Raw genomic sequence first — 19,207 nt, forward strand, 5'->3', positions numbered from 1 at the left:
TGGCACGAATTTCTGCAAACCCGGTCCGAGTTGGCGGACAGGACCACCTCCGGAAGGCGCGAGCCCGAGACAGGCGATGTCGCACCGGCTACGCACACCAGAAGGATCCCGTCTCTACAAACGCCGCGGGGCCACCGTCGAACCCGGCATCGGCAACCTGAAGAAGGTCCTCGACCGATTCTCCGGCCGTGGTCTAAACAGCGCCCTCGGCGAGCTCAACCTCGCGGCCAGCGCTTTCAACCTGATGAAGATCCACCGAGCAACAACCAGCTGAACGCGCCGGCCGGAACGTGTCGGCAACCTCAGAATCGGCAGCAAACGAGAAAATCGACTCGACTGCCCTACCTGTTATGCCAGCGCGCATTCTGCGACGGGCTCCGTAGTCGAGAAACGGCACGAACTCGCTCCAGGCGCTCTCCCACAGGTGGACGATCGCCGGATACTTCGGCCCCCATTTGTCGGCGAACTCGGTGAACTGCTCCTTGGCCGCGGTCTCGTTGACTGCGGTGTATATCGGCCGCAGGTCTCGTGACATCTCGTCCCAGTACTGGCGTGATGCGTAACGGAAGGTGTTGCGCAGCAGGTGAATCAGACAGGTCTGGACCACGGTTCGTGGCCACACGGTCGTGATCGCGTCGGGTAAGCCCTTGAGTCCGTCGCAAACCGCGATGCACACGTCGGCGACCCCGCGGTTGCGAATTTCCGTCAGGACGGCGAGCCAAAACTTGGCGCCCTCACCGCCGTCACCTGCCCATAGTCCGAGGATGTCGCGTTGCCCGGCGGTGGTGACGCCGACCGCGACGTAGACGGGCCGGTTGGCGACCTGACCGTCGCGGATCTTGACGTGGATGGCATCGATGAACATCACTGGATACACCGGGTCGAGGGGACGGACGGACCATTCGGCCATCTCCGTGAGGACCTTGTCGGTGATCTTGCTGATGGTCTCCTTGGAGACCGATGCGCCGTAGACGTCGTCGAAGTGTGCCGCAATTTCCCCCGTGGTCAGTCCTTTCGCCGAGAGGGACAGAATGATCTCGTCGACCCCGGTCAGGCGTCGCTGCCGTTTCTTGACGATCTGCGGGTCGAACGAGGCATCGGTGTCCCGTGGTACCTGGATTTGTACCGGTCCGATTTCGGTGAGCACGGTCTTCGTCCTCCTCCCGTTCCGGGAGTTTTCGCCGTTTCGCCCCGTGACGTGGTGCTTCTCATAGCCGAGGTGCTCGTCCATCTCGGCTTCGAGTGCGGTTTCCAGGACGTTCGCGGTGAGCTGGTTGAGCAGTCCGTTTGGGCCGACCAGCTCGACACCTTCGGCTTTCGCCTGCGCCAGCAGTTGTTGGGCCAGCTTCTGGTGGTCGATCTTCGTCTGATCCATAGGATCGAGTGTTTCGGTCATTGTCTTGCCTTCTCGCCAAGCTAACTCGGCGTGTCGGCCAGAGCCAGTTCAACCGTTATCCCGACAGTCCCGGGCAGTGTCGAGGATGCGGTGCCGCGGACGAGAGATGCTCGGTGTGCTGACGTCGACGAAGTCAGGCCTGTTGGGATGCGATCCACGAGGCGATTTGGGTGCGTGATGTGAAGTCGAGTTTGGTGAGTATTCGTCGGACGTGACCGTCGATGGTACGGGTAGATAGCACCAAGGATTGCGCGATGGCGCGGTTGCTCAGGCCTTCCGCTACCAAGTTCGCGATCTCATTCTCGCGTTCGGTCAACGGGGATTTCTCGGATGAGCTGTCACTGCGGGTTTGCTCGGGCCCGCCCAGGGCCAGCGAGACTGCGGAGTCGAGTGTCATGGTCGCGTTCTGCCGCGCCACCGCCGTGACGGCGGTTTCTCCCAGTTCTTCTGCGGTCTTCTGGGCGGAGTGGATCGAGGCTTGGTGCAGGTGCGGCCCGAAGGCCTTGACGTCGGTCCCGAGCCCAGCCCAGACCGCGGCCGCGGCACCGGCGAGTGCGGCCGCGGTTCGGAATTCTGCCGCCGATGCAGCGATCCAAGACAGGAGTTCGATCGTCAGTGCGGTGCAGATGCTGTCTTTGAAATCCCTTGCGAGTCGGAGCGCTTGGAGGGCTGCCGTCCTCGCCGATTTTGATTCGCCTTGCCGCCAGCGGCACAGGCCGGTGATCCATAGGGCGTAGGAGCGATTCCACTGTTCACCGTATTGCTCACTCATCTCGATCGCTCGTCGGCAGGTCTGCAGTGCTGCCTCGTCCTGCGAGTTGTATGCCTGAGCACTCGCGAGCTGGAACAAGGCGGTCAGTACCGACGCGGTATCGGCGAAGTCGGTGTGGATACTTATGGCTTTCTCGTAACGCGCGATCGAACCGGTGACATCACCGGTGGCGAAGTCGTGTAACCCCCGCCATTGAGTGGCATGTGCCCCCAATCTGCGGTCACCGAGCTTATCGGCGATTTCTTCGCACTCGATCAGCTTCTCGACTGCCTCGTCGCGATCGCCCTGCAGGAGTGCGATCCAAGCACTGACCCACAACGCCTGTCCGCGTTGGCTGGTGGACATCGCGCCGGACTCGAGGAGCTGATCCAGCCAGCGGCGACCGTCGCTGAGGTAGCCGCCGGCGATCCAGTGATATCGGAGCAGGGATGCGAGCTCAGCGGCCGTTCCGATTTCGTCGGCGGTCTTGGCGGACCATTCGAGGGCGGACAGCAGGTTCGGGTGGTCTTCGTTCATCACCGCCAGTGCGTCGGCCTGACCGGGCCCACACCAATGTTCGACCATCACCGCGGCCTTACGAAGGTAGTGATCGCGGTGTCGCCGTTTGAGAGTCGACGACTCGCCGGAGGACTCGAGCACTTCCGCGCCATACTCCCGAATGGTCGTCAACTGCCGGTAGCGGACCCGTTCGCCGGTCCGTTCGGTGAGCACGATCGACTTCGCCACCAATCGATCCAGAAGGTCGATGAGTGATTCGGCACTCAGGGGGGCGAATCCGCAGGTTTCTTCCAGAGCGTCGAGGTCGAAACTGTCGGGGAAAATCGACAGCCTCGCCCACAGCAGTTGCTCATGTTCGGTGCAGAGGTCGAAGCTCCAGTCGATCAGGGCCCGCAGGGTTTGCTGCCGCGGCATGGCGACCCGGTCGCCGCCGGTCAGCAAGGTGAACCGCTTGTCGAGTCGCTCGACGATCTGGGTGACCGACAGCGACCTCAATCGGGTGGCCGCGAGTTCGATGGCCAGAGGGATCCCGTCGAGGCGTCCACAGAGTTGGACCACCGCCTCGACATTGTCGTCGGTGACCTCGAAGTCGGGAAGGACGTGTCGGGCGCGGTCGACCAGGAGGCTGACCGCCTCGTAGTGAATGACCGCCTCGGCGGTGTGCGAGTGCCGGGTGGATGGCGTAGTCAGGGGAGGTATGACGCAAATGCCCTCGCCGTGGATGCCGAGGGGCTCGCGGCTGGTGGCGAGGACGCGGAGCCCGGGGGCGGCGCTCAACAGTGTTTCGACCGTCCGCGCGCAGTCCGCGAGGAGATGCTCGCAGTTGTCGAGCACGATGATCATCTGCCGATTGCGCAGGTAGTGCACGAGCTTGTCCAGCGGATCGCGATTCGATTGGTCCGGCAGATTCAGGGCGGAGACGATCACCTGGGACAGTCTCCGGGCGTCCCTGAGACTTGCCAGCTCCACGATCCACACACCGTCGCGCAGGGCACGGCGAGAGCGTTCCGCGATCTCGAGCGCGATGCGGGTTTTCCCCACGCCGCCGGGCCCGGTCAAGGTGACCAGGCGTGTCTCGGTCAGCCGGCGTTTGACGTCGGACAGTTCCCGCCGGCGTCCGACGAAGCTGGTGAGGGCGGCGCGGGGACGTCTCGGGGAATCGATCGACTCGGGGGGTGGGTCTGCAGCGGGCACGTGCCTACCCCATACCGCGGAGGTTGTGACTGTCAACACAGGTAGGTCATAGAGTGATCTCGCTCATGCGGGCGGGGTGTGCGCACGACGATGCTGATCTCACACAAGCAGCAATGCCCCGGCGGAAATCGCCACTCCCGCGCCTTCTGCATTGGCCCTCCTCGAGAAAGAGCATCATGACTGACGCCTACGCTGACGAGCGACCCACCTCGCCGACGGACTTCGACGCGATTGTCGTGGGGGCCGGATTCGCCGGACTGTATGCCCTGCACAAGCTCCGCGATCAGCTGGGAATGCGGGTTCGAGTGATCGAGGCCGGAGACGGGGTCGGGGGTACCTGGTACTGGAACCGGTATCCCGGTGCTCGTTGTGACATCGAGAGCCTGCACTACTCCTACTCGTTCTCCGCCGACCTCCAGCAGGAATGGGAGTGGTCGGAGAAGTATGCAAGTCAACCGGAGATCCTGGCCTATCTCAATCACGTGGCGGATCGCTTCCGTTTGCGTACGGACATCACTTTCAAGACCCGGGTCACCTCTGCGGTCTGGGACGAGACACACGGTGTGTGGCACGTCGGCAGCGACACCGGGGCGACGGTGTCCGCGCGGTATCTGATCTGTGGTGCCGGCAACCTGTCGGTTCCGAAGACACCGGAGTTCAACGGTATCGATACTTTCCGCGGCGAGGTTTACCTCACCGGAAAGTGGCCTCACGACGGTGTGGACTTCACCGGCAAGACCGTGGCGATCATCGGCACCGGGTCGAGTGGAATCCAGGCGATACCCGAGATTGCCGAGGAGGCTGATCATCTCACGGTCTTCCAACGGACCCCGAACTACGCCACTCCGCTCGGGAACAAGCCCTCCGAGCCGGAGCGTGTTGCCGCGGTCAAGGCGAACTACCCCCAGGTACGTGAAGCTGCCCGCAACACCAGTGGCGGCATACCGGAACTGGCTCCGCTGCCGTCCGCGCTAGCGGTGACTGCCGAGGAGCGGCGTCGCGTCTTCGACGAGTGCTGGGCCGAGGGCGGCTTCCGGTTCTCCGTGGGCACGTTCCAGGACATCTTGGTCGACAGGGCCGCCAACGACACCATCGCGGAGTACGTGCGCGAACGGATTCGTCAGCGGGTCAGCGATCCTGCGGTCGCCGAGAAGCTGACACCTACCGACTATCCGTACGGCACCAAACGTCCACCGTGCGAAACCAACTACTACGAGACCTTCAATCGGACCAACGTCACACTCGTCGACGTCGTCGATGCACCGATCGTTTCGATCACCGAAACCGGGGTGCGGACCACCGCGGCCGAATATGACGCCGACGTCATCGTGCTGGCCACCGGTTTCGACGCCATGACCGGGCCGCTGCTGGAGATGGGCATCGTCGGACGAGGTGGGCAGAAGTTGGCCGACAAGTGGGTCGACGGTCCGCGCACCTTCCTGGGTCTGTCGGTCCACGGTTTCCCGAATCTGTTCCTCATCACCGGCCCGCAGAGCCCCTCGGTGCTGTACAACATGCCGCTGGCGATCGAGGACCACGTCGACTTCATCGCCGACTCCATCGGCTACCTGCAACAGAACGGTCTCGACACGATCGAAGCGACGCTCGAGGCCGAGAGCGGTTGGGTGACGCACGCGACCGAGCTCGCACAGCAAACATTGCTTCCCGAGACTGACTCCTGGTGGATGGGTGCCAACATTCCCGGCAAGCCGCGGGTGTGCATGGTCTACCTCGGCGGCGCGGCGGTCTACCGCGGGATCTGCGCCGACGTCGTGGCGAAGGGCTACGAGGGTTTCACCCTCTCGGCCGAAGGTGCGCCCGCACTCGAACGGGCCGCCGCGCAGATCGGGTGACCGTCCGTTCCGTACCCACTGTCGAATGCGCCGCCTCGGGCGCACCCACTCATGCGCCGGCTGGGCCGTCCGCACACGTTAGGAGAAACCGATGCCGATCGATGCCGCAGTACAGAATCTGCTCGATGGCCTCAATGAGCAGGGAGTCCGGCCCTTCGAACACCTGAGTGTCGCCGAGGCGCGGGCGACCGTCGCGTCCTTCGTCGACCTGCAGGCCCCGCAGGAGTGTGTGGCTCAGGTGATCGACACCACCTATCCCGGTCCGGCCGGGGCCCAGAACATCCGGTTGTACGTTCCCGATGCACCCGGACCGCTGCCAGTGGTGGCGTACTTCCACGGCGGCGGCTTCGTCACCGGCGATCTCACCGTGACCGAGGAACTGTGCCGGGCTCTGGCCAACGACGCCGGCACCATCGTCGCCGCCGTGAGCTACCGGCTCGCACCCGAGCACAAGTTCCCGGCCGCCACCGACGACACCTACGCTGCGCTGTGCTGGCTCGCCGAGAATGCCGCCCAATTCGGGGGCGATCCCACCCGCGTCGCCGTACACGGCGACAGCGCAGGCGCCAATCTGGCCGCGGTCGCCGCACTGCGTGCCCGCGACGAAGGCGGACCGGCACTGACGTGCCAGGTGCTCACCTATCCGGTTGTCGACCCCTATGCGGACACACCCTCACGTACAAAGTTCGGCGAGGGATACATCATCACCGCCGCCGGGCTCGACTGGTTCTGGAACCACTACCTGCGAACCGCCGAGGACGCCGACAACCCCCTGGCCACCCCCTCGAGGACCACCTCCCTCACCGGCCTGCCGCCCGCTCTCATCCTGACCATGGAATACGAGGTCCCCCGCGACGAGGCCGAGGCGTATGGCAAACAACTCGCCGATGCCGGCGTTCCGACCGAGATCATTCGCTTCGACGGACTCGTCCACGGCGTGTACTGGATCTCCGGCGCCATACCGCGCGTCGCCGACATCCGTTCTGCGGTAACCGCATACCTGAGACGGCAGTTCGCCGAGCGACCGACCAACGACCGGCCGGCGGTCTCCTAGCCGCCGTCCCTCCCGTTTGTGATGGTGCGACGAGCGCATGGTGGAATCTGCCGATAGTCAACGCTTCAGCGCCCGCGAACACAGCACGGCCGCGCAATCGCGTTATCTGGACAGACGGGCGCGATCAGCGGTCAGCGCGGAAGTCCGCATTTTCCTAACGTCCAACCAAGAGTGGAATCGCACTCTCACAACTCACAGGAAGGCCATAAACCGATGACCTCATCAGAAGAGCTGCGGGCCAACGACTTCCGACAGGCGATGCGGCTCGTGCCCACACCGGTCGCGATCGTCACGACAACCCGGGAAGGTGTGGCCGTCGGGCTGACCGTCGGCTCGTTTGCCGCGGTCTCCATGCAACCGGCCATGATCACGTTCTTCGTGGACAACTCATCGACCACGTGGCCGAAAATGAGGAAGTCACCGACGTTTGCCGTCAACATTCTCGGTCACGACAACGGCCCTCTGTGCCGTGCGTTCTCTCGACAGGGAGACCGCTTTGCCGATGTGGACTGGGCTCCATCGAGTACCGGAGATCCGGTCCTGTCCGACGCATCTGTTTCGTTGCAGTGCCGGATGCACTCGACGCAGCAGCTCGGTGACCACGTTCAGGTGGTCGGTGAGGTGACTGCCGCTGCCGTACAACGAGCCGCCCTTCCACTTGTGTACTTTCGCAGAGATTTCCTCGATCTCGCGCATCTCGTCAAGACGCCGGTCGAGAAGGTGCGATCATGACTGTTGCCGAGCTGGCTATCGAACGGCCGAATCTGACGCGTGAGGGATCCGAAGGGGTTGGGCAACTCGCCGCGGGACGCTCGATCATTATCGTGCACCCGCTCGGAGCCGCGATCGTCTTCGCAGCTGCCACGGCATCGACCAGGCAGACCGCGTGGGCGATCCGCCATTCGTCGGGATTCCTGCAAGTGGCAGTTCCCGCCCCCACATGTGACCGTCTCCTCATCCCGCAGGCAGCGGAAATGTACGGTCGACGGCAGCGGTCCGTCGGCTCTCACCAATGCGTCGGCGTGGACGCAGCCAGTGGAATCGGCACGGGAATATCGGCCGCGGACAGAACACGCACTGCCCGGGTACTCGCGGATCCGTCGTCGACAATGTCCGACCTCACCCGTCCCGGCCACCTCATACCGGTGGCGGTGGATCCGGAAATGCCACCGGCGACGGAACTCCCGACCTTCGCGTCTTTCCTCGCCGATGCTGCGACTGGGAACCCGACCGCCGTGTTCACGGAGCTCGCACTGGACATCGACCCGGTGAACTCACCGACACGCCAGGACATTGCGTGGTTTGCTCGCGCGCACGGAGTGCGGACTTTGTCCATGACGAATGAATGGGATTCGTGCCCGCAACGTGCTGAACGGATGGTGGGCACATCAACGTGATTCCGCAAACCCTATCCACCGATCGCGGCGTATCCGCTGTCTCGGCAACTCTGTTGTACACCCCCGGAACTGCCGTTCCAGGGTCCTGCCACTCACAATTCGTCCAACCCCGCCCGAAGAGGTCACCATGATCGTATCGCTAACCCAAGGTGCCGCGACAATCGTGGAACCGGAAGACTTTTCGCGGCTTCATGTAGCAACGGTATTGCTCCCCGAAGAGGTGAACGCGGCTCTCCGTAAAACCGGAATCGGCACGACCTCGACGGACGGCCGGATTCTGCTGGACATCGAAGCGCTACGGTCAGCGGCCGAGGCTGCATCCGCCAGTCCGCAGTGGAGCCAGGGATGGTCGAAGATGATCGACTACGCGCAGACGAAACAGTGGGTCTCACCTGACGGGGGTGGAGTGTGGGCGCACGTGGAGTATTTGCCGAAGTCTGCTGAGTAACCGCAAATTGCGCGTTCGCAGGCGCGATCTGCGAGACGTTCGGCATTCTTCCTCCCTTGCCGATTGCCGACGTATGACAGTGAGGAATAGACCACTGGAGTGTTCGTCAGTGTGTAACCACGGCGAAAGCCAATAACAGATAGGAATGACATGATCGAGTTTTCGGTCCTTCACAACGGCGGAACCGACCTGCCGATCGGCCGAGTCGCGGACGACCCGAATGTGACCTTCGCAGAGGCCGACATGGCGGCAGTACACCGGTCCTATCAGCGGGTTGCGGTCCAGCAGATCGAACAAGCTGTACTCGCTGAACAGCTCGGATTCGACTACTTCTTTCTCACCGAGCATCACTTTCAGCCGGAAGGTGCCGAATTCTCGCCGAACCCGTTGCAGACCGGCACCGCAATCGCCATGCGGACATCCAAGATCCGCATCGGGCAGATGGCCAACATCTTGCCGCGGCATCACCCCATCCGGCTCGCCGAGCAAGCGGCCATGCTCGATGTGCTCTCCGGCGGCCGGTTGGAGTTCGGAGTCGGACGTGGTGGCGGTACTCGGGAGACCGAGCCTTTCGGTCAAGCGTACGGCTCCTCTGATGTCGATCAGTTCCGCAACCAGGCCTACTTCGACGAGGCGCTCGAGATCATCGTGAAGGCATGGACGGAACCCTCATTCTCCTACCATGGTTCGTTCTACTCCATACCACCGAAGTGGTTGCCGTGGGATTCCGCTCTGACGCGCGCATACTTTTCCCAGCCCGGTATCGAACGGCAGCTGGACGACGTGATCGAGACCCGGGACGGCAAGGACTACCTCAAAGAGCTGTCGGTGTACCCACAGCCCCTGCAAAAGCCACATCCCCAGATCTGGCAGACCGCGCTGAGTACCAACTCGGTGCGTGCTGCAGCACGCAGTGGATTCAACGTATGTCACCTCGGCGCGGGCGGCGACGACGTCCGCAACGTTCTCGAGGCCTATCACTCGGAAGCGGAGAAGGCTGACTGGCCGGACCGCGGCAATGCAGATCCCTTCAAGTTCGGGTGGGATTCGCAGCGCAAACGCGGTGTCTCGTTTCTACGGTTCATCCACATCGGCGACGTCACACCCGAAATGCGCAACGGGCTCTTCCACTTCCCGAACTACGTGGCTGATTCACTGATCAGCGGTATCCACCTGCCGCACGGAGTTCGGCTCACCGGTGAGTTCTTCGAGAACAACGGAATGATGCTGCACGGGAGCAAGCAACAGGTCATCGATGGCCTCATGCGAGATTATGAAGCCGGGTTCGAGGACTACCTCGTTCTGCCGATCTTCGAGACTCCGGGCCTGTCCGGCAAGGAAATTGAGGAGCAGATGCACCTCTTCGCCGAGGAAATCATGCCGGTTCTGCGCGCGGAATGCGGCGGATCGCCCGAGAGCGCACCGCTGCTCGAGGTGCCGAGCAACTGATCGCGGCGTCGGCGATTTGCCCCGTTGGTCGCCCCACATCGAAGAAGGAAGGTATCTGCATGCCTGGTGCACTGGACGGCGTTCGCGTCATCGATTTCGGCCAGTACGTCGCGGGCCCGCTCGCCGCCGAACTTCTGGCGCAGAACGGTGCCGATGTCGTGCACATCGACCCGCCGACAGGCCCCCGGCTGGCGGGGCTACCGGACGCCTACCTCAACCGCGGCAAACGACGTATCAATCTCGACCTCACTCGCGACGAGGACCGGAATACAGCGCGCGAATTGTGCCGACGGGCGGATGTCGTTGTCGAGAACTTCCGTCCAGGTGTCATGCACAAACTCGGGTTGGGTTCCGCTGAGCTTCTGCGGACCAATCCAGGCTTGGTGTACTGCTCGTTGCCGGGTTTTGCTGCGTGCGACCCGCGTTCGGCGCTTCCCGCGTGGGAAGGAGTCGTGCTGGCGGCGACGGCGGGCTACCGTCGTCTGTCTGAGCACTGGGATTGGAAGGCGCGGGCGCACTCCCCCGTCGATGACCCCGGTCGCCCGCTGCTGACGGCGCTTCCTCTGGCATCGAACACCGCGGGGATTCTCGGTGCTCTTCGCATCGTCACTGCTCTGTATCGACGAGAGCAGACCGGACGGGGCACCTGCCTGGACGTGCCGCTCTCGGAGGCGATGCTGGAAGTCATCGGCTTTCACCTCGAGTTTCCGGACTTCGTCGGCCCCCGGGAGGATCTTCCCAAGGCGTTCCTCGGTTCCTACCGATGCAGCGACGGCGGATTCCTCGATCAAGTGTCCTACCCGCGGTTCGTCGAAGGACTGCTCACCGATGCAGGGGTGTGGAAGTCCTGGTGTGCCGACGGACTCGGCGACATGAAGAAGGTATTTACCGATCCCGTCCTCAAACGAGTCGCCGAGTGCCGGTTCGTCGAGCTCATCGCTACCCGGCCAGCCGAATATTGGGAGCGTATTGTCCTCGAACTGGGCAGTCCGGCCGCCGAGGTCCGGACACCACGTGCCTGGCTCGAGAACGACCATGCCCGACAATCACGCACGGTCGTCGAGCTCGACGATCCGGAGTTCGGATCGTTGACGATGGCAGGGGTTGCCCTGGAGTTCAGCGAGACGCCGGCAGTCCTTCACCCCCGGTCTCTCGTCGGCGGCGACGCGAACACAATCCGTCAATTACTCGCGGAGCCGGCACGGGCGCACGCACCGACGATGGCAGCTGACGAACCGCCCCTCGCAGGTGTGAAGGTACTCGAATTCTCACAAGTCGTTGCAGGGCCGATCTCCGGACGCCTGCTGGCGGACCTCGGGGCCGAGGTCGTCAAGATCGCCAACCCGGATCCGCACGGTAACAACGGATTCCACGGCTCGTACACGAACCGCGGCAAGCGAACGGTGTTTCTCGATGTTCAGGACCCCGAGGACTACGCTGCCATACGTGCAGCCGTCGACGAGAGCGACGTGACCCTGCAGAACTACGCCTACGGCGCGATCGAACGATACGGCCTCGGTTACGACGGTCTGCAAGAAAGACACCCCGACCTGGTGTACGTCTCCATGGGCGCATACGCGCGGAGCGGTTCGTGGCGTGCCCGCCGCGGTCACGAGAACCAAGCGGTCGCCGTTACCGGCTTGTCCAGCCGATACGGCGGTTCCGACGGGTGGCCGATCTACCAGCCCTACCTCGTGTGCGATGTCAACACCGGCATCATGGGTGCCCTCGGAGCGGTCCTGGGATTGCTCCATCGCAGCCGCACCGGCCGTGGCCAGCACATCAGCACGTCCCTGACCAATGTGGCCACCCTCCAACAGGCGATCTACCTCTTCGACGGCGGGCCCGACGCCGCGAGACTTCCGGAACCGTCCGGGCTCGACAGCCGCGGCTGGACGCCGTTGCAGCGGCTGTACCAGGCATCGGACGGATGGTTGTTCCTCGCCGCCGCACCACGTCAGACGAACGATCTACGCGCGGCACTCGGGCTCTCGACTGCCACCCCCGCTGCACTTTCCGATTGCGACGACGAGGAGTTCGCCGAACAGATCCAAAGTGCCCTTCGCCGACGAACCCGCGCGCACTGGTCTGCAGCGCTTGCCGAACGGGACATCGCTGCTCAGCCCGTCCGAGAGATCGACGAAGTCGCGAACGACCCTGTCTGGCACCAGCGGGGGATCCTCCGCTATGCCCTGAACGGCGAGAACCGCACCTCACCCGTCCTCGGCGCAGGGTCTCCCCCGTGGCCGGTGCCCGACCGAATCCACGAACACCCCGGTGCTCTCGGAGCCCATACCGCCACCGTCCGTGACCTCCCTCGACACGCGACCTCACTCGAAAACTAGGAGAATCGATGCCCAGCCCCCAGTCTGCTGCGCTCAAAGCCCACTACGAAGCGACCGTCGCCGTCCTCAGCGCCGCTCCAGACATCGACCTGGCGCTTCGGCGGGCGCTGCTTGACCAGATCCATCTCGTCACCGGAGAGCCGACGGGCGTCACCTACCGCGACGTCGATGCCGGCGCACGACCCGGGATGTGGTGCGAACCCGAGGACGGCGACCAGGACGGTGTGATCGTCTATTTCCACGGCGGCGGGTTCGTGGTCCAGAGCATTCACAGCCACCGCAAGCTGGCCGGCCATCTCGCCAAGGCCGCCAACCGTAGAGTGCTGCTTCTCGACTACCGTCAGGCACCCGAGTTCGCATACCCGGCGCCCATCGACGATGCCCAGGCCACCTACACGTGGCTGCTCGACCAGGGCTTCGAGTCGGCACACATCGCCTTCGCCGGCGACTCCGCGGGAGCATGCCTGGCCTTGTCGACGGTTGTGCGATTGCGCGACAACGGAATCGAGCTCCCGGCTGGTGTGCTCGGTTTCTCACCGTGGCTCGACCTGGAGTCCTTGCCCGGCACACTCGACAGCAACGAACAGTTCGACGCGCTGGCCAAGCGGCCGCTGTGCGAAGACATGGCGGCCGCATACATCCAGGACACCGGTGCAGCAGCCGACCCGCGCGCGAACCCTCTTCGTGCAGATCTGACGGGCTTCCCCCCGGTGTACATGACCGCCAGCGACATCGAATGCCTGTTCGACAACGGGGAGAGATTCGCCGAGCGGGCCCGGCAGGCCGGCGTCGACGTCACCTTCGTCGTCGAAGAGGGGCAGCAGCACGTCTACCAGTTCATGGCCGGTCGAGCCCCCGAAGCAGATCGGTCCGTCGCCGACGCCGGAGCGTGGCTTGCCGCCAGACTCGGCTCCCCCACCCCGGCAAGAGTGTGACCTCGAAGAAAAACCTGCGTGGTGCTGCGTCACTGACGGACGTCGTGACCACGTCGCTGGTGTTGTCCAACCCGACAACTTCTCCGACTTGATCCGCAGCCCGGTCAGGTCGTGTCCGGTAGGTCCGCTTCGGGACGCACAGACGTTGATCGAAGACGATCCCGTGGCCCTCACCACGGTGGGTCATCTGGCCGAGCGGGTTCACTCGAGTGTGCGGTCGTTGGAAGAGCGCTTCAAGAAGCATCTCGACAACACGCCCATGGCGTATCTGCGACAAGTACGTCTCGATCGTGTCGAAGCGATCTGCAACTTGCTGATCCGCACGTTTCTCTCGACGTCGACCGCTCGGGCCGGTCGGTGTTTTTCGCCCTACCCGAAAACTCCACGAACGGAACAAACATCATGCTCAACGGCCCCGCTCAGGTCCTGCCGTATGCCGCATCCCGCTTCGCCGACAAGACTGCACTGGTCACCGGCGATCGGACCATGACCTTCGCCGAACTCGATGCTGCCAGTAGTCGTGCTGCCGGCGCTCTGCACTCCCGCGGTGTCGAGCCCGGTCAGACCGTGTCGCTGTACTCCCAGAACCGTTGGGAATGGCTCGTGGCCTATCACGGCGCGCTGAAAGCCGGCGCCGTGGTCAATCCGATCAACGTCATGCTGACAACGGACGAGGTCGAATACGTCCTGCGCGACGCCCGCTCTGCAGCGGTCTTCGTCGGTGCGGATCAGGCCGGCAAACTCGTCGAGGTGACGGCACGTCTCCCCCAGCAATGCGATGTGATCGTGTTCGGTTCTCCGGAGGTGCCCGGCACCGTGGCGTTCCAGACTCTTCTGGACACCCCAGCCGACTCTGTCGAGCACCAGCCGCGTCTCGACGACACGTGCACGATTGGATACACCTCCGGCACCACCGGGCACCCCAAGGGGGCCGTGCAGAGCAACCGCGCCGTGATCCAGAACTTCGGGCTCACCGCCACCATGCACGGACGCACAGACGCGGACATCGTCGTCACGGCACTGCCTGCTCCCCACGTCTACGGCAATGTGGCCATCAACTCGACCTGGCTGGTGGGTGGCACGGTGGTCCTGATGGAGCGCTTCGACCCGGCAACAACCCTCGCGTGGATCGGTGAACACCGCGCGACCATGTTCGAAGGAGTACCCGCGATGTATGCCGCCATGCTGTCGCATCCCGCACTGGACAACGCCGATCTGTCCTCCCTCACACGATCAACTGTCGGGGGCCAGACCATGCCGGAAACCACGATCGAGCGCTGGGAACAACGGTCAGATGCTCCCTTGATCGAACTGTGGGGCATGACCGAACTGGCAGGGCTGGGCACGACACATCCCCTTCACGCTCAAGGGCCGCGAGGCTCGATCGGCATCCCCCTCCCCGGAATGGATGTGCGGCTGGCCGACCTACGAGATCCCACACGGGAAGCCGCCGACGGTGAGGCCGGACAGCTGCTGATTCGCGGCCCCGTCGTCATGAAGAGCTACTTCGGGAACGAGGCAGCTACCAGCGAGGTCCTCGACAAGTCCGGATGGCTACGGACAGGGGACGTCGCGCGACGTGACGAGAACGGTTTCCTCTTCATCGTCGACCGGCTCAAGGACATGATCATCACCGGCGGATACAACATCTATCCCGCGGAGATCGAACGGGTGCTCAGTGCACATCCCGACATAGTCATGGTCGCGGTCGGTGCAGTCCCCGACGAGACCAAAGGCGAGCTCGCGTGCGCGTACGTCGTCCGCGCACACGGTTCGACTCTGACCGAGCGGGAGATCATCGATTTCTCGGCACAACACCTCGCCGCCTACAAGCGACCGCGCATGGTCCGCTTCGTCGGCGATCTACCCAAGACGTCGAGCGGGAAAATCATGCGCCGCAAGCTCAGTCACACCATCGACACTCTCGACCAGTGATCGACCGGCAGTGAGAACCGTCATGCAATCGACACTCACCGCTACGAGTCCTCCGGCAGTTCGCTGTCCGAAGCAGCACGGACCGCCTGGGAATCGACTTTCTCACCGCCCTTATCCAGCATGAATTCAGAACGGACCGAGCCGATGCAGTTCACCCACGAGTCCCTCGTGCAGAGGGTGATTTTCGCCGCTCACCAAGCCTCCACTGCGGTCGCCGACGAACTCGAGGCGATCGGCGCCACGAGAGTCATGCTGATCGCCTCCGCCCGGGAGCGCTCGCTCGCGGCCACGATCGCCCAGCGGGCACCGGTCGTGCATCATCACGACGAGGTGGTGATGCACGTGCCTGTCGAGGTGGCCGAGCGTGCCCGAGAAGCGGCCGTGACAGCTGGTGCCGACGCACTGGTGTCAGTGGGGGGCGGGTCGGCCACCGGGCTGGCCAAGGCGGTGGCCCTGTCAACCGGGCTGCCGATCGTCGCGGTACCCACGACCTATGCCGGCTCGGAGGCCACCAACGTCTGGGGGATGACGAGGGGAACGACCAAGACGACCGGTGTCGACGCCCGCGTGCTCCCCCGCACTGTCGTGTACGACGCCGCCTTGCTTGCCACCCTGCCCGGGCCCATCGCGGTGTCCAGCGGACTGAACGCCATGGCCCACGGCGTCGACTCGATGTGGGGACCACACGCAGATCCGATCGACCGCGCCCTGGCGCAGGAGGGCATCCGCGGCCTCGCCGCCGGGCTTCCCATCGTGGCTACGGACCCGGGCAGCATCGAGGGAATCGAGCACACTCTGTACGGCGCCTACCTCGCCGCAGTGGCCTTTGCCTCAGCAGGGTCGGGAATGCACCACAAGATCTGCCACGTGCTGGGCGGAATGTTCAATCTGCCCCACGCGCAAACCCACGCTGTCGTGCTCCCGCACGTGTTGGCCTTCAACGCGTCCGAGGCACCGGAGGCCGAAGAGCGGATCGCCGCTGCATTGGACAGCAAGACAGCCGTGACGGGCTTGGCCGACCTCTACGCTTCGTTGCACGCGCCACGAGCGCTGCGCGACTACGGCATGCCGCAGGACGGAATCGCAGAGGCTGCGGCCAAGATTCTCGAGGCGATCCCGGCGGGCAACCCGGCCCCCGTCACCGAAGTCGGCGTCACCGCCTTGATCCATGCAGCCTGGGCCGGCGACCAGCCGGCCTGAGCAGCCGCCCGAGACCCGAGAGAAGGAAGTGCGAGATGCCCAGCTTCGTCAACGACGCTGCCCGCGGCCACATCTACCGCGACGTCACCCCCGCGCAGCGGACCATCGAGGACCAACTCGTGGAAAAAGTGGTGCAGTCCTTCGACCACACACCGGATCCCCGCCTCAAAGAGGTCATGGTCTCGCTGGTCCAGCACCTGCACTCGTTCATCCGCGAAGTGCGGCTCACCGAGGCGGAATGGGGTGCGGCGATCGAGTTCCTCACCCGGGCGGGCCACATCACCGACGACGTGCGTCAAGAGTTCGTGCTGCTCAGCGACACTCTCGGCGCCTCCATGCAGACGATCAACATCAACAACGCGGCATATCAGGACGCGACCGAGGCCACCGTGTTCGGGCCGTTCTTCGTCGAGGACAGCCCGCGCGTCGAGCGCGGCGGAGACATCGCCTTCGGCGCCCCGGGCGAGGCCTGTTGGGTTGAGGGAAACGTCACGGGCACCGACGGAAACCCGCTGGCCGGCGCCCGCATCGAGGTCTGGGAAGCCGACGAGGACGGTCTCTACGACGTCCAGTACGACGCCGGTAAACGATCGGCCCGCGGCCACCTGCACTCCGATACGGATGGCAGCTACTGTTTTTGGGCTCTTACCCCCACCCCTTACCCCATCCCTGACGACGGTCCCGTCGGGCAGCTGCTCACCGCGGTCGGCCGCTCTCCACTGCGGGCCTCGCACCTGCACTTCATGGTCACACGCGAGGGCCGTCGCACGCTTGTGACCCACATCTTCCCCGCGGGCGATCCGATTCTGTGGGACGACTCCGTCTTCGGTGTCAAGCAGTCGCTGATCAAGAGGTTCGAGCAGCAGCCCGCCGGCACACCCACTCCCGATGGGCGGATCATCGACGGCGCCTGGAGCCGCGTGCGTTTCGACATCGTGCTCGCCCCCTCGGACGCGTGAGCTACCCACCCAGAGAGGGAAGGGCCGGAACAGATGTCACAGGAGCGGGCCCCTGCCGGAGCGAGTACGGACGAGGCCGACGTCGCAGGTGCCCGGCCGGTACCGCGCTGGTGACTCGATCCCCCCACCGCCTCATCACCCGCACCCGCACTCCGAGCAGCACCACCGGCCCAGCAGGTACCGCAAGGGCCAAGAAACCCGAGCCAGCGCACTGGAAGATCCACGCGCGGCACGAGAAGGCGAAGAGCAGTGCGCGCGGCCGGCATGACCAGCTATGTCGGGTTCGTTCGCAAATGAAGCAGTTCGACCAATATACGGCTGCTCGCTTCCCACTGGCCTGCAACGACTTTCGCTACCATATCGGAGGCGGAGGCGGCATTGTTCCGGTACATCGATGGATGGCACAACCCGCGTAGGATCCAGGCCGGCCTGCGCGGATTGTCACCCGACGAATACGAACAGGCCTACCGTAACCGAGCAGAGGGACGGGAAACAGATATCATCGAACCCGAGTTCACCGGAGCCAGATAGAAAGGTCTCCGGAGAAGCGGGGGAATCTCAAGTGTCACTTCACTTTGTATGTGATTCGTGGGGCCGCGCGAAATTGCCAGCAGGTTGACCTGGCGAAACGTCACTCGATGTCAGCGACAGGCCACACAGAATGTCAGCAGTGTCCGGGCAGGATTCGGTCGTTGAGCTGGGGAGACGTCGAACGGATAGGTGAGCCGTTGGTGACATTTCCACGCTGCTTACCCGCCCACAATCTTGTGTGGCCTCTCACTCGACGTCTCCGGACTATTAGATGATTCTGACACTTAAGTGAGAATCCCTTGGTGACAAGGCTTTGCAAATTATCAGGTCAGCACGGCGTATGAGTGACAGGAGCGGCGAAATCCTGCACCGTTGTGCGATTCGTCAACTGAGTGTCACCAGCGCGACTTCAATTTCATCACTCGATGTCAGTAGGTCTCGTCGCCGGATGTCAGTAGACGACGCTGAGGTGCGCGAACGCCGACTCACGCGGACCGCGACAGAGCCTGCCTCCTGCCTTCTCGCCCACCACGACGCCTGGCCAATGGAGTGGAGTGATGGTCCTGTGCCCGGTCATGCCACGGTCCGCCTCATCTTCGCAGCGGATTCGCTGCACTTGCCTCGGAGACGCCGACGATGCCTCGGGTCGCACTTTCGCGCACCGTCGGACGAGCCTCGACCCGCGGTCGGCGATCTGCTCGGTAATCGGCACCGTGGTCAGTCCGGGTGCGACACTGAGGGCCAGGTTTGGGGGCAGGTCGAGGCGGATGCCGTGCATTCGCAGACCTGTCTGCGCGCCGCGCAACCGCGCCATCGTGTGACCACGGCTGCGACTGTCGGCGGCCAGCGCTCCGAGGAAACGCAGCAGCGCGACCTGGTCGATGACCGGCAACGCCGACTGTGACGACAGGACACCCTCGCGAGGGGTACGCGCGTCCTGGTCGGTGTGGGCACGCCCCTCGAGCGGGCACTCGGCTACCTCAGCGGCAACCGGCTCGAATGCCCGAGGTGTAGACGTCATCGACGCGTGCAAAGTCCTCCGGCGAGATTTCCCGACGTGCCGCGAGTGCGCGATGTGTGCGCGAAGGGCAGTTTGTACGCACTAGGCCGCGATAATTTCAGTTATTGCAGCGTCGGGTCCGAATCCGCACGTCACCGCGTTTTTGCTCTGCAGAGTGTCGGTGTACTCGAATAGCCTGCGTCGGTGACGATCGAACCGGTGAACGAGGCCTGCGCGGGCC

Annotated in this window: 15 protein-coding genes and 1 pseudogene; 13 read left to right on the plus strand and 3 right to left on the minus strand. The window is 63.9% G+C overall.

What is annotated here, in order from left to right; genetic code table 11:
* The first annotated feature begins 76 nt into the window (after positions 1-76).
* A complete protein-coding gene (locus JQT59_RS34920; protein ID WP_249354062.1) occupies positions 77-274 on the plus strand; it encodes a transposase in 198 nt (65 codons plus the stop codon).
* A 51-nt stretch (positions 275-325) separates the two neighbouring features.
* Here JQT59_RS34920 and JQT59_RS34925 read toward each other — a convergent pair.
* Positions 326-1,396: pseudogene (locus tag JQT59_RS34925) on the minus strand (IS256 family transposase); the annotation flags it as partial.
* Between the two features lie 133 nt (positions 1,397-1,529).
* Positions 1,530-3,860 carry a LuxR C-terminal-related transcriptional regulator gene (locus JQT59_RS34930; protein ID WP_249354064.1) on the minus strand — a complete coding sequence of 777 codons (2,331 nt, stop codon included), beginning with the start codon at positions 3,858-3,860 and terminating at the stop codon, positions 1,530-1,532.
* Between the two features lie 176 nt (positions 3,861-4,036).
* Here JQT59_RS34930 and JQT59_RS34935 point away from each other — a divergent pair, with 176 nt between their 5' ends.
* The 12 genes from JQT59_RS34935 (at position 4,037) to JQT59_RS38590 (ending at position 17,966) form a co-directional block, all read left to right on the plus strand.
* Positions 4,037-5,713: a flavin-containing monooxygenase gene (locus JQT59_RS34935; RefSeq protein WP_213574209.1), complete on the plus strand. Its 1,677-nt coding sequence runs from the start codon at positions 4,037-4,039 to the stop codon at positions 5,711-5,713.
* A gap of 91 nt (positions 5,714-5,804) precedes the next feature.
* Positions 5,805-6,767: a LipP1 family hormone-sensitive lipase gene (gene lipP1 / locus JQT59_RS34940; RefSeq protein ID WP_213574211.1), complete on the plus strand. Its 963-nt coding sequence runs from the start codon at positions 5,805-5,807 to the stop codon at positions 6,765-6,767.
* A 213-nt stretch (positions 6,768-6,980) separates the two neighbouring features.
* Positions 6,981-7,499 carry a flavin reductase family protein gene (locus JQT59_RS34945; RefSeq protein WP_213574213.1) on the plus strand — a complete coding sequence of 173 codons (519 nt, stop codon included), beginning with the start codon at positions 6,981-6,983 and terminating at the stop codon, positions 7,497-7,499.
* The gene (locus JQT59_RS34950; protein WP_213574215.1) at positions 7,496-8,164 is read left to right on the plus strand and encodes a 3,4-dihydroxy-2-butanone-4-phosphate synthase; all 669 of its coding nucleotides are present in this window, start codon (positions 7,496-7,498) and stop codon (positions 8,162-8,164) included. The genes JQT59_RS34945 and JQT59_RS34950 overlap by 4 nt, the downstream gene beginning before the upstream one ends.
* 127 nt (positions 8,165-8,291) lie before the next feature.
* Complete coding sequence (locus tag JQT59_RS34955; RefSeq protein WP_213574217.1) at positions 8,292-8,612, plus strand: hypothetical protein; 321 nt, start codon at positions 8,292-8,294, stop codon at positions 8,610-8,612.
* 150 nt (positions 8,613-8,762) lie between these two features.
* A complete protein-coding gene (locus JQT59_RS34960; protein WP_213574219.1) occupies positions 8,763-10,061 on the plus strand; it encodes an LLM class flavin-dependent oxidoreductase in 1,299 nt (432 codons plus the stop codon).
* A 59-nt stretch (positions 10,062-10,120) separates the two neighbouring features.
* Positions 10,121-12,406: a CaiB/BaiF CoA-transferase family protein gene (locus tag JQT59_RS34965; RefSeq protein ID WP_213574221.1), complete on the plus strand. Its 2,286-nt coding sequence runs from the start codon at positions 10,121-10,123 to the stop codon at positions 12,404-12,406.
* An 8-nt stretch (positions 12,407-12,414) separates the two neighbouring features.
* Positions 12,415-13,341: an alpha/beta hydrolase gene (locus JQT59_RS34970; RefSeq protein ID WP_213574222.1), complete on the plus strand. Its 927-nt coding sequence runs from the start codon at positions 12,415-12,417 to the stop codon at positions 13,339-13,341.
* A gap of 402 nt (positions 13,342-13,743) precedes the next feature.
* A complete protein-coding gene (locus JQT59_RS34975; protein WP_213574224.1) occupies positions 13,744-15,276 on the plus strand; it encodes a class I adenylate-forming enzyme family protein in 1,533 nt (510 codons plus the stop codon).
* A gap of 120 nt (positions 15,277-15,396) precedes the next feature.
* The gene (locus tag JQT59_RS34980) at positions 15,397-16,476 is read left to right on the plus strand and encodes a maleylacetate reductase (RefSeq protein ID WP_249354066.1); all 1,080 of its coding nucleotides are present in this window, start codon (positions 15,397-15,399) and stop codon (positions 16,474-16,476) included.
* Between the two features lie 35 nt (positions 16,477-16,511).
* Positions 16,512-17,435: a hydroxyquinol 1,2-dioxygenase gene (locus tag JQT59_RS34985; RefSeq protein WP_213574226.1), complete on the plus strand. Its 924-nt coding sequence runs from the start codon at positions 16,512-16,514 to the stop codon at positions 17,433-17,435.
* Positions 17,436-17,753: 318 nt separating this feature from the next.
* Positions 17,754-17,966: an IS3 family transposase gene (locus JQT59_RS38590; protein ID WP_502939894.1), complete on the plus strand. Its 213-nt coding sequence runs from the start codon at positions 17,754-17,756 to the stop codon at positions 17,964-17,966.
* A gap of 451 nt (positions 17,967-18,417) precedes the next feature.
* On the opposite strand, the gene JQT59_RS34995 is transcribed toward JQT59_RS38590, so the two are convergent.
* On the minus strand, positions 18,418-18,987 hold the full coding sequence (locus JQT59_RS34995) for a hypothetical protein (RefSeq protein ID WP_213574230.1): 570 nt from the start codon (positions 18,985-18,987) through the stop codon (positions 18,418-18,420).
* Between the last annotated feature and the right edge of the window lie 220 nt (positions 18,988-19,207).

The sequence above is a fragment of the Rhodococcus sp. USK13 genome (genome assembly GCF_018343855.1).
Lineage (GTDB): Bacteria > Actinomycetota > Actinomycetes > Mycobacteriales > Mycobacteriaceae > Rhodococcus_F > Rhodococcus_F oxybenzonivorans.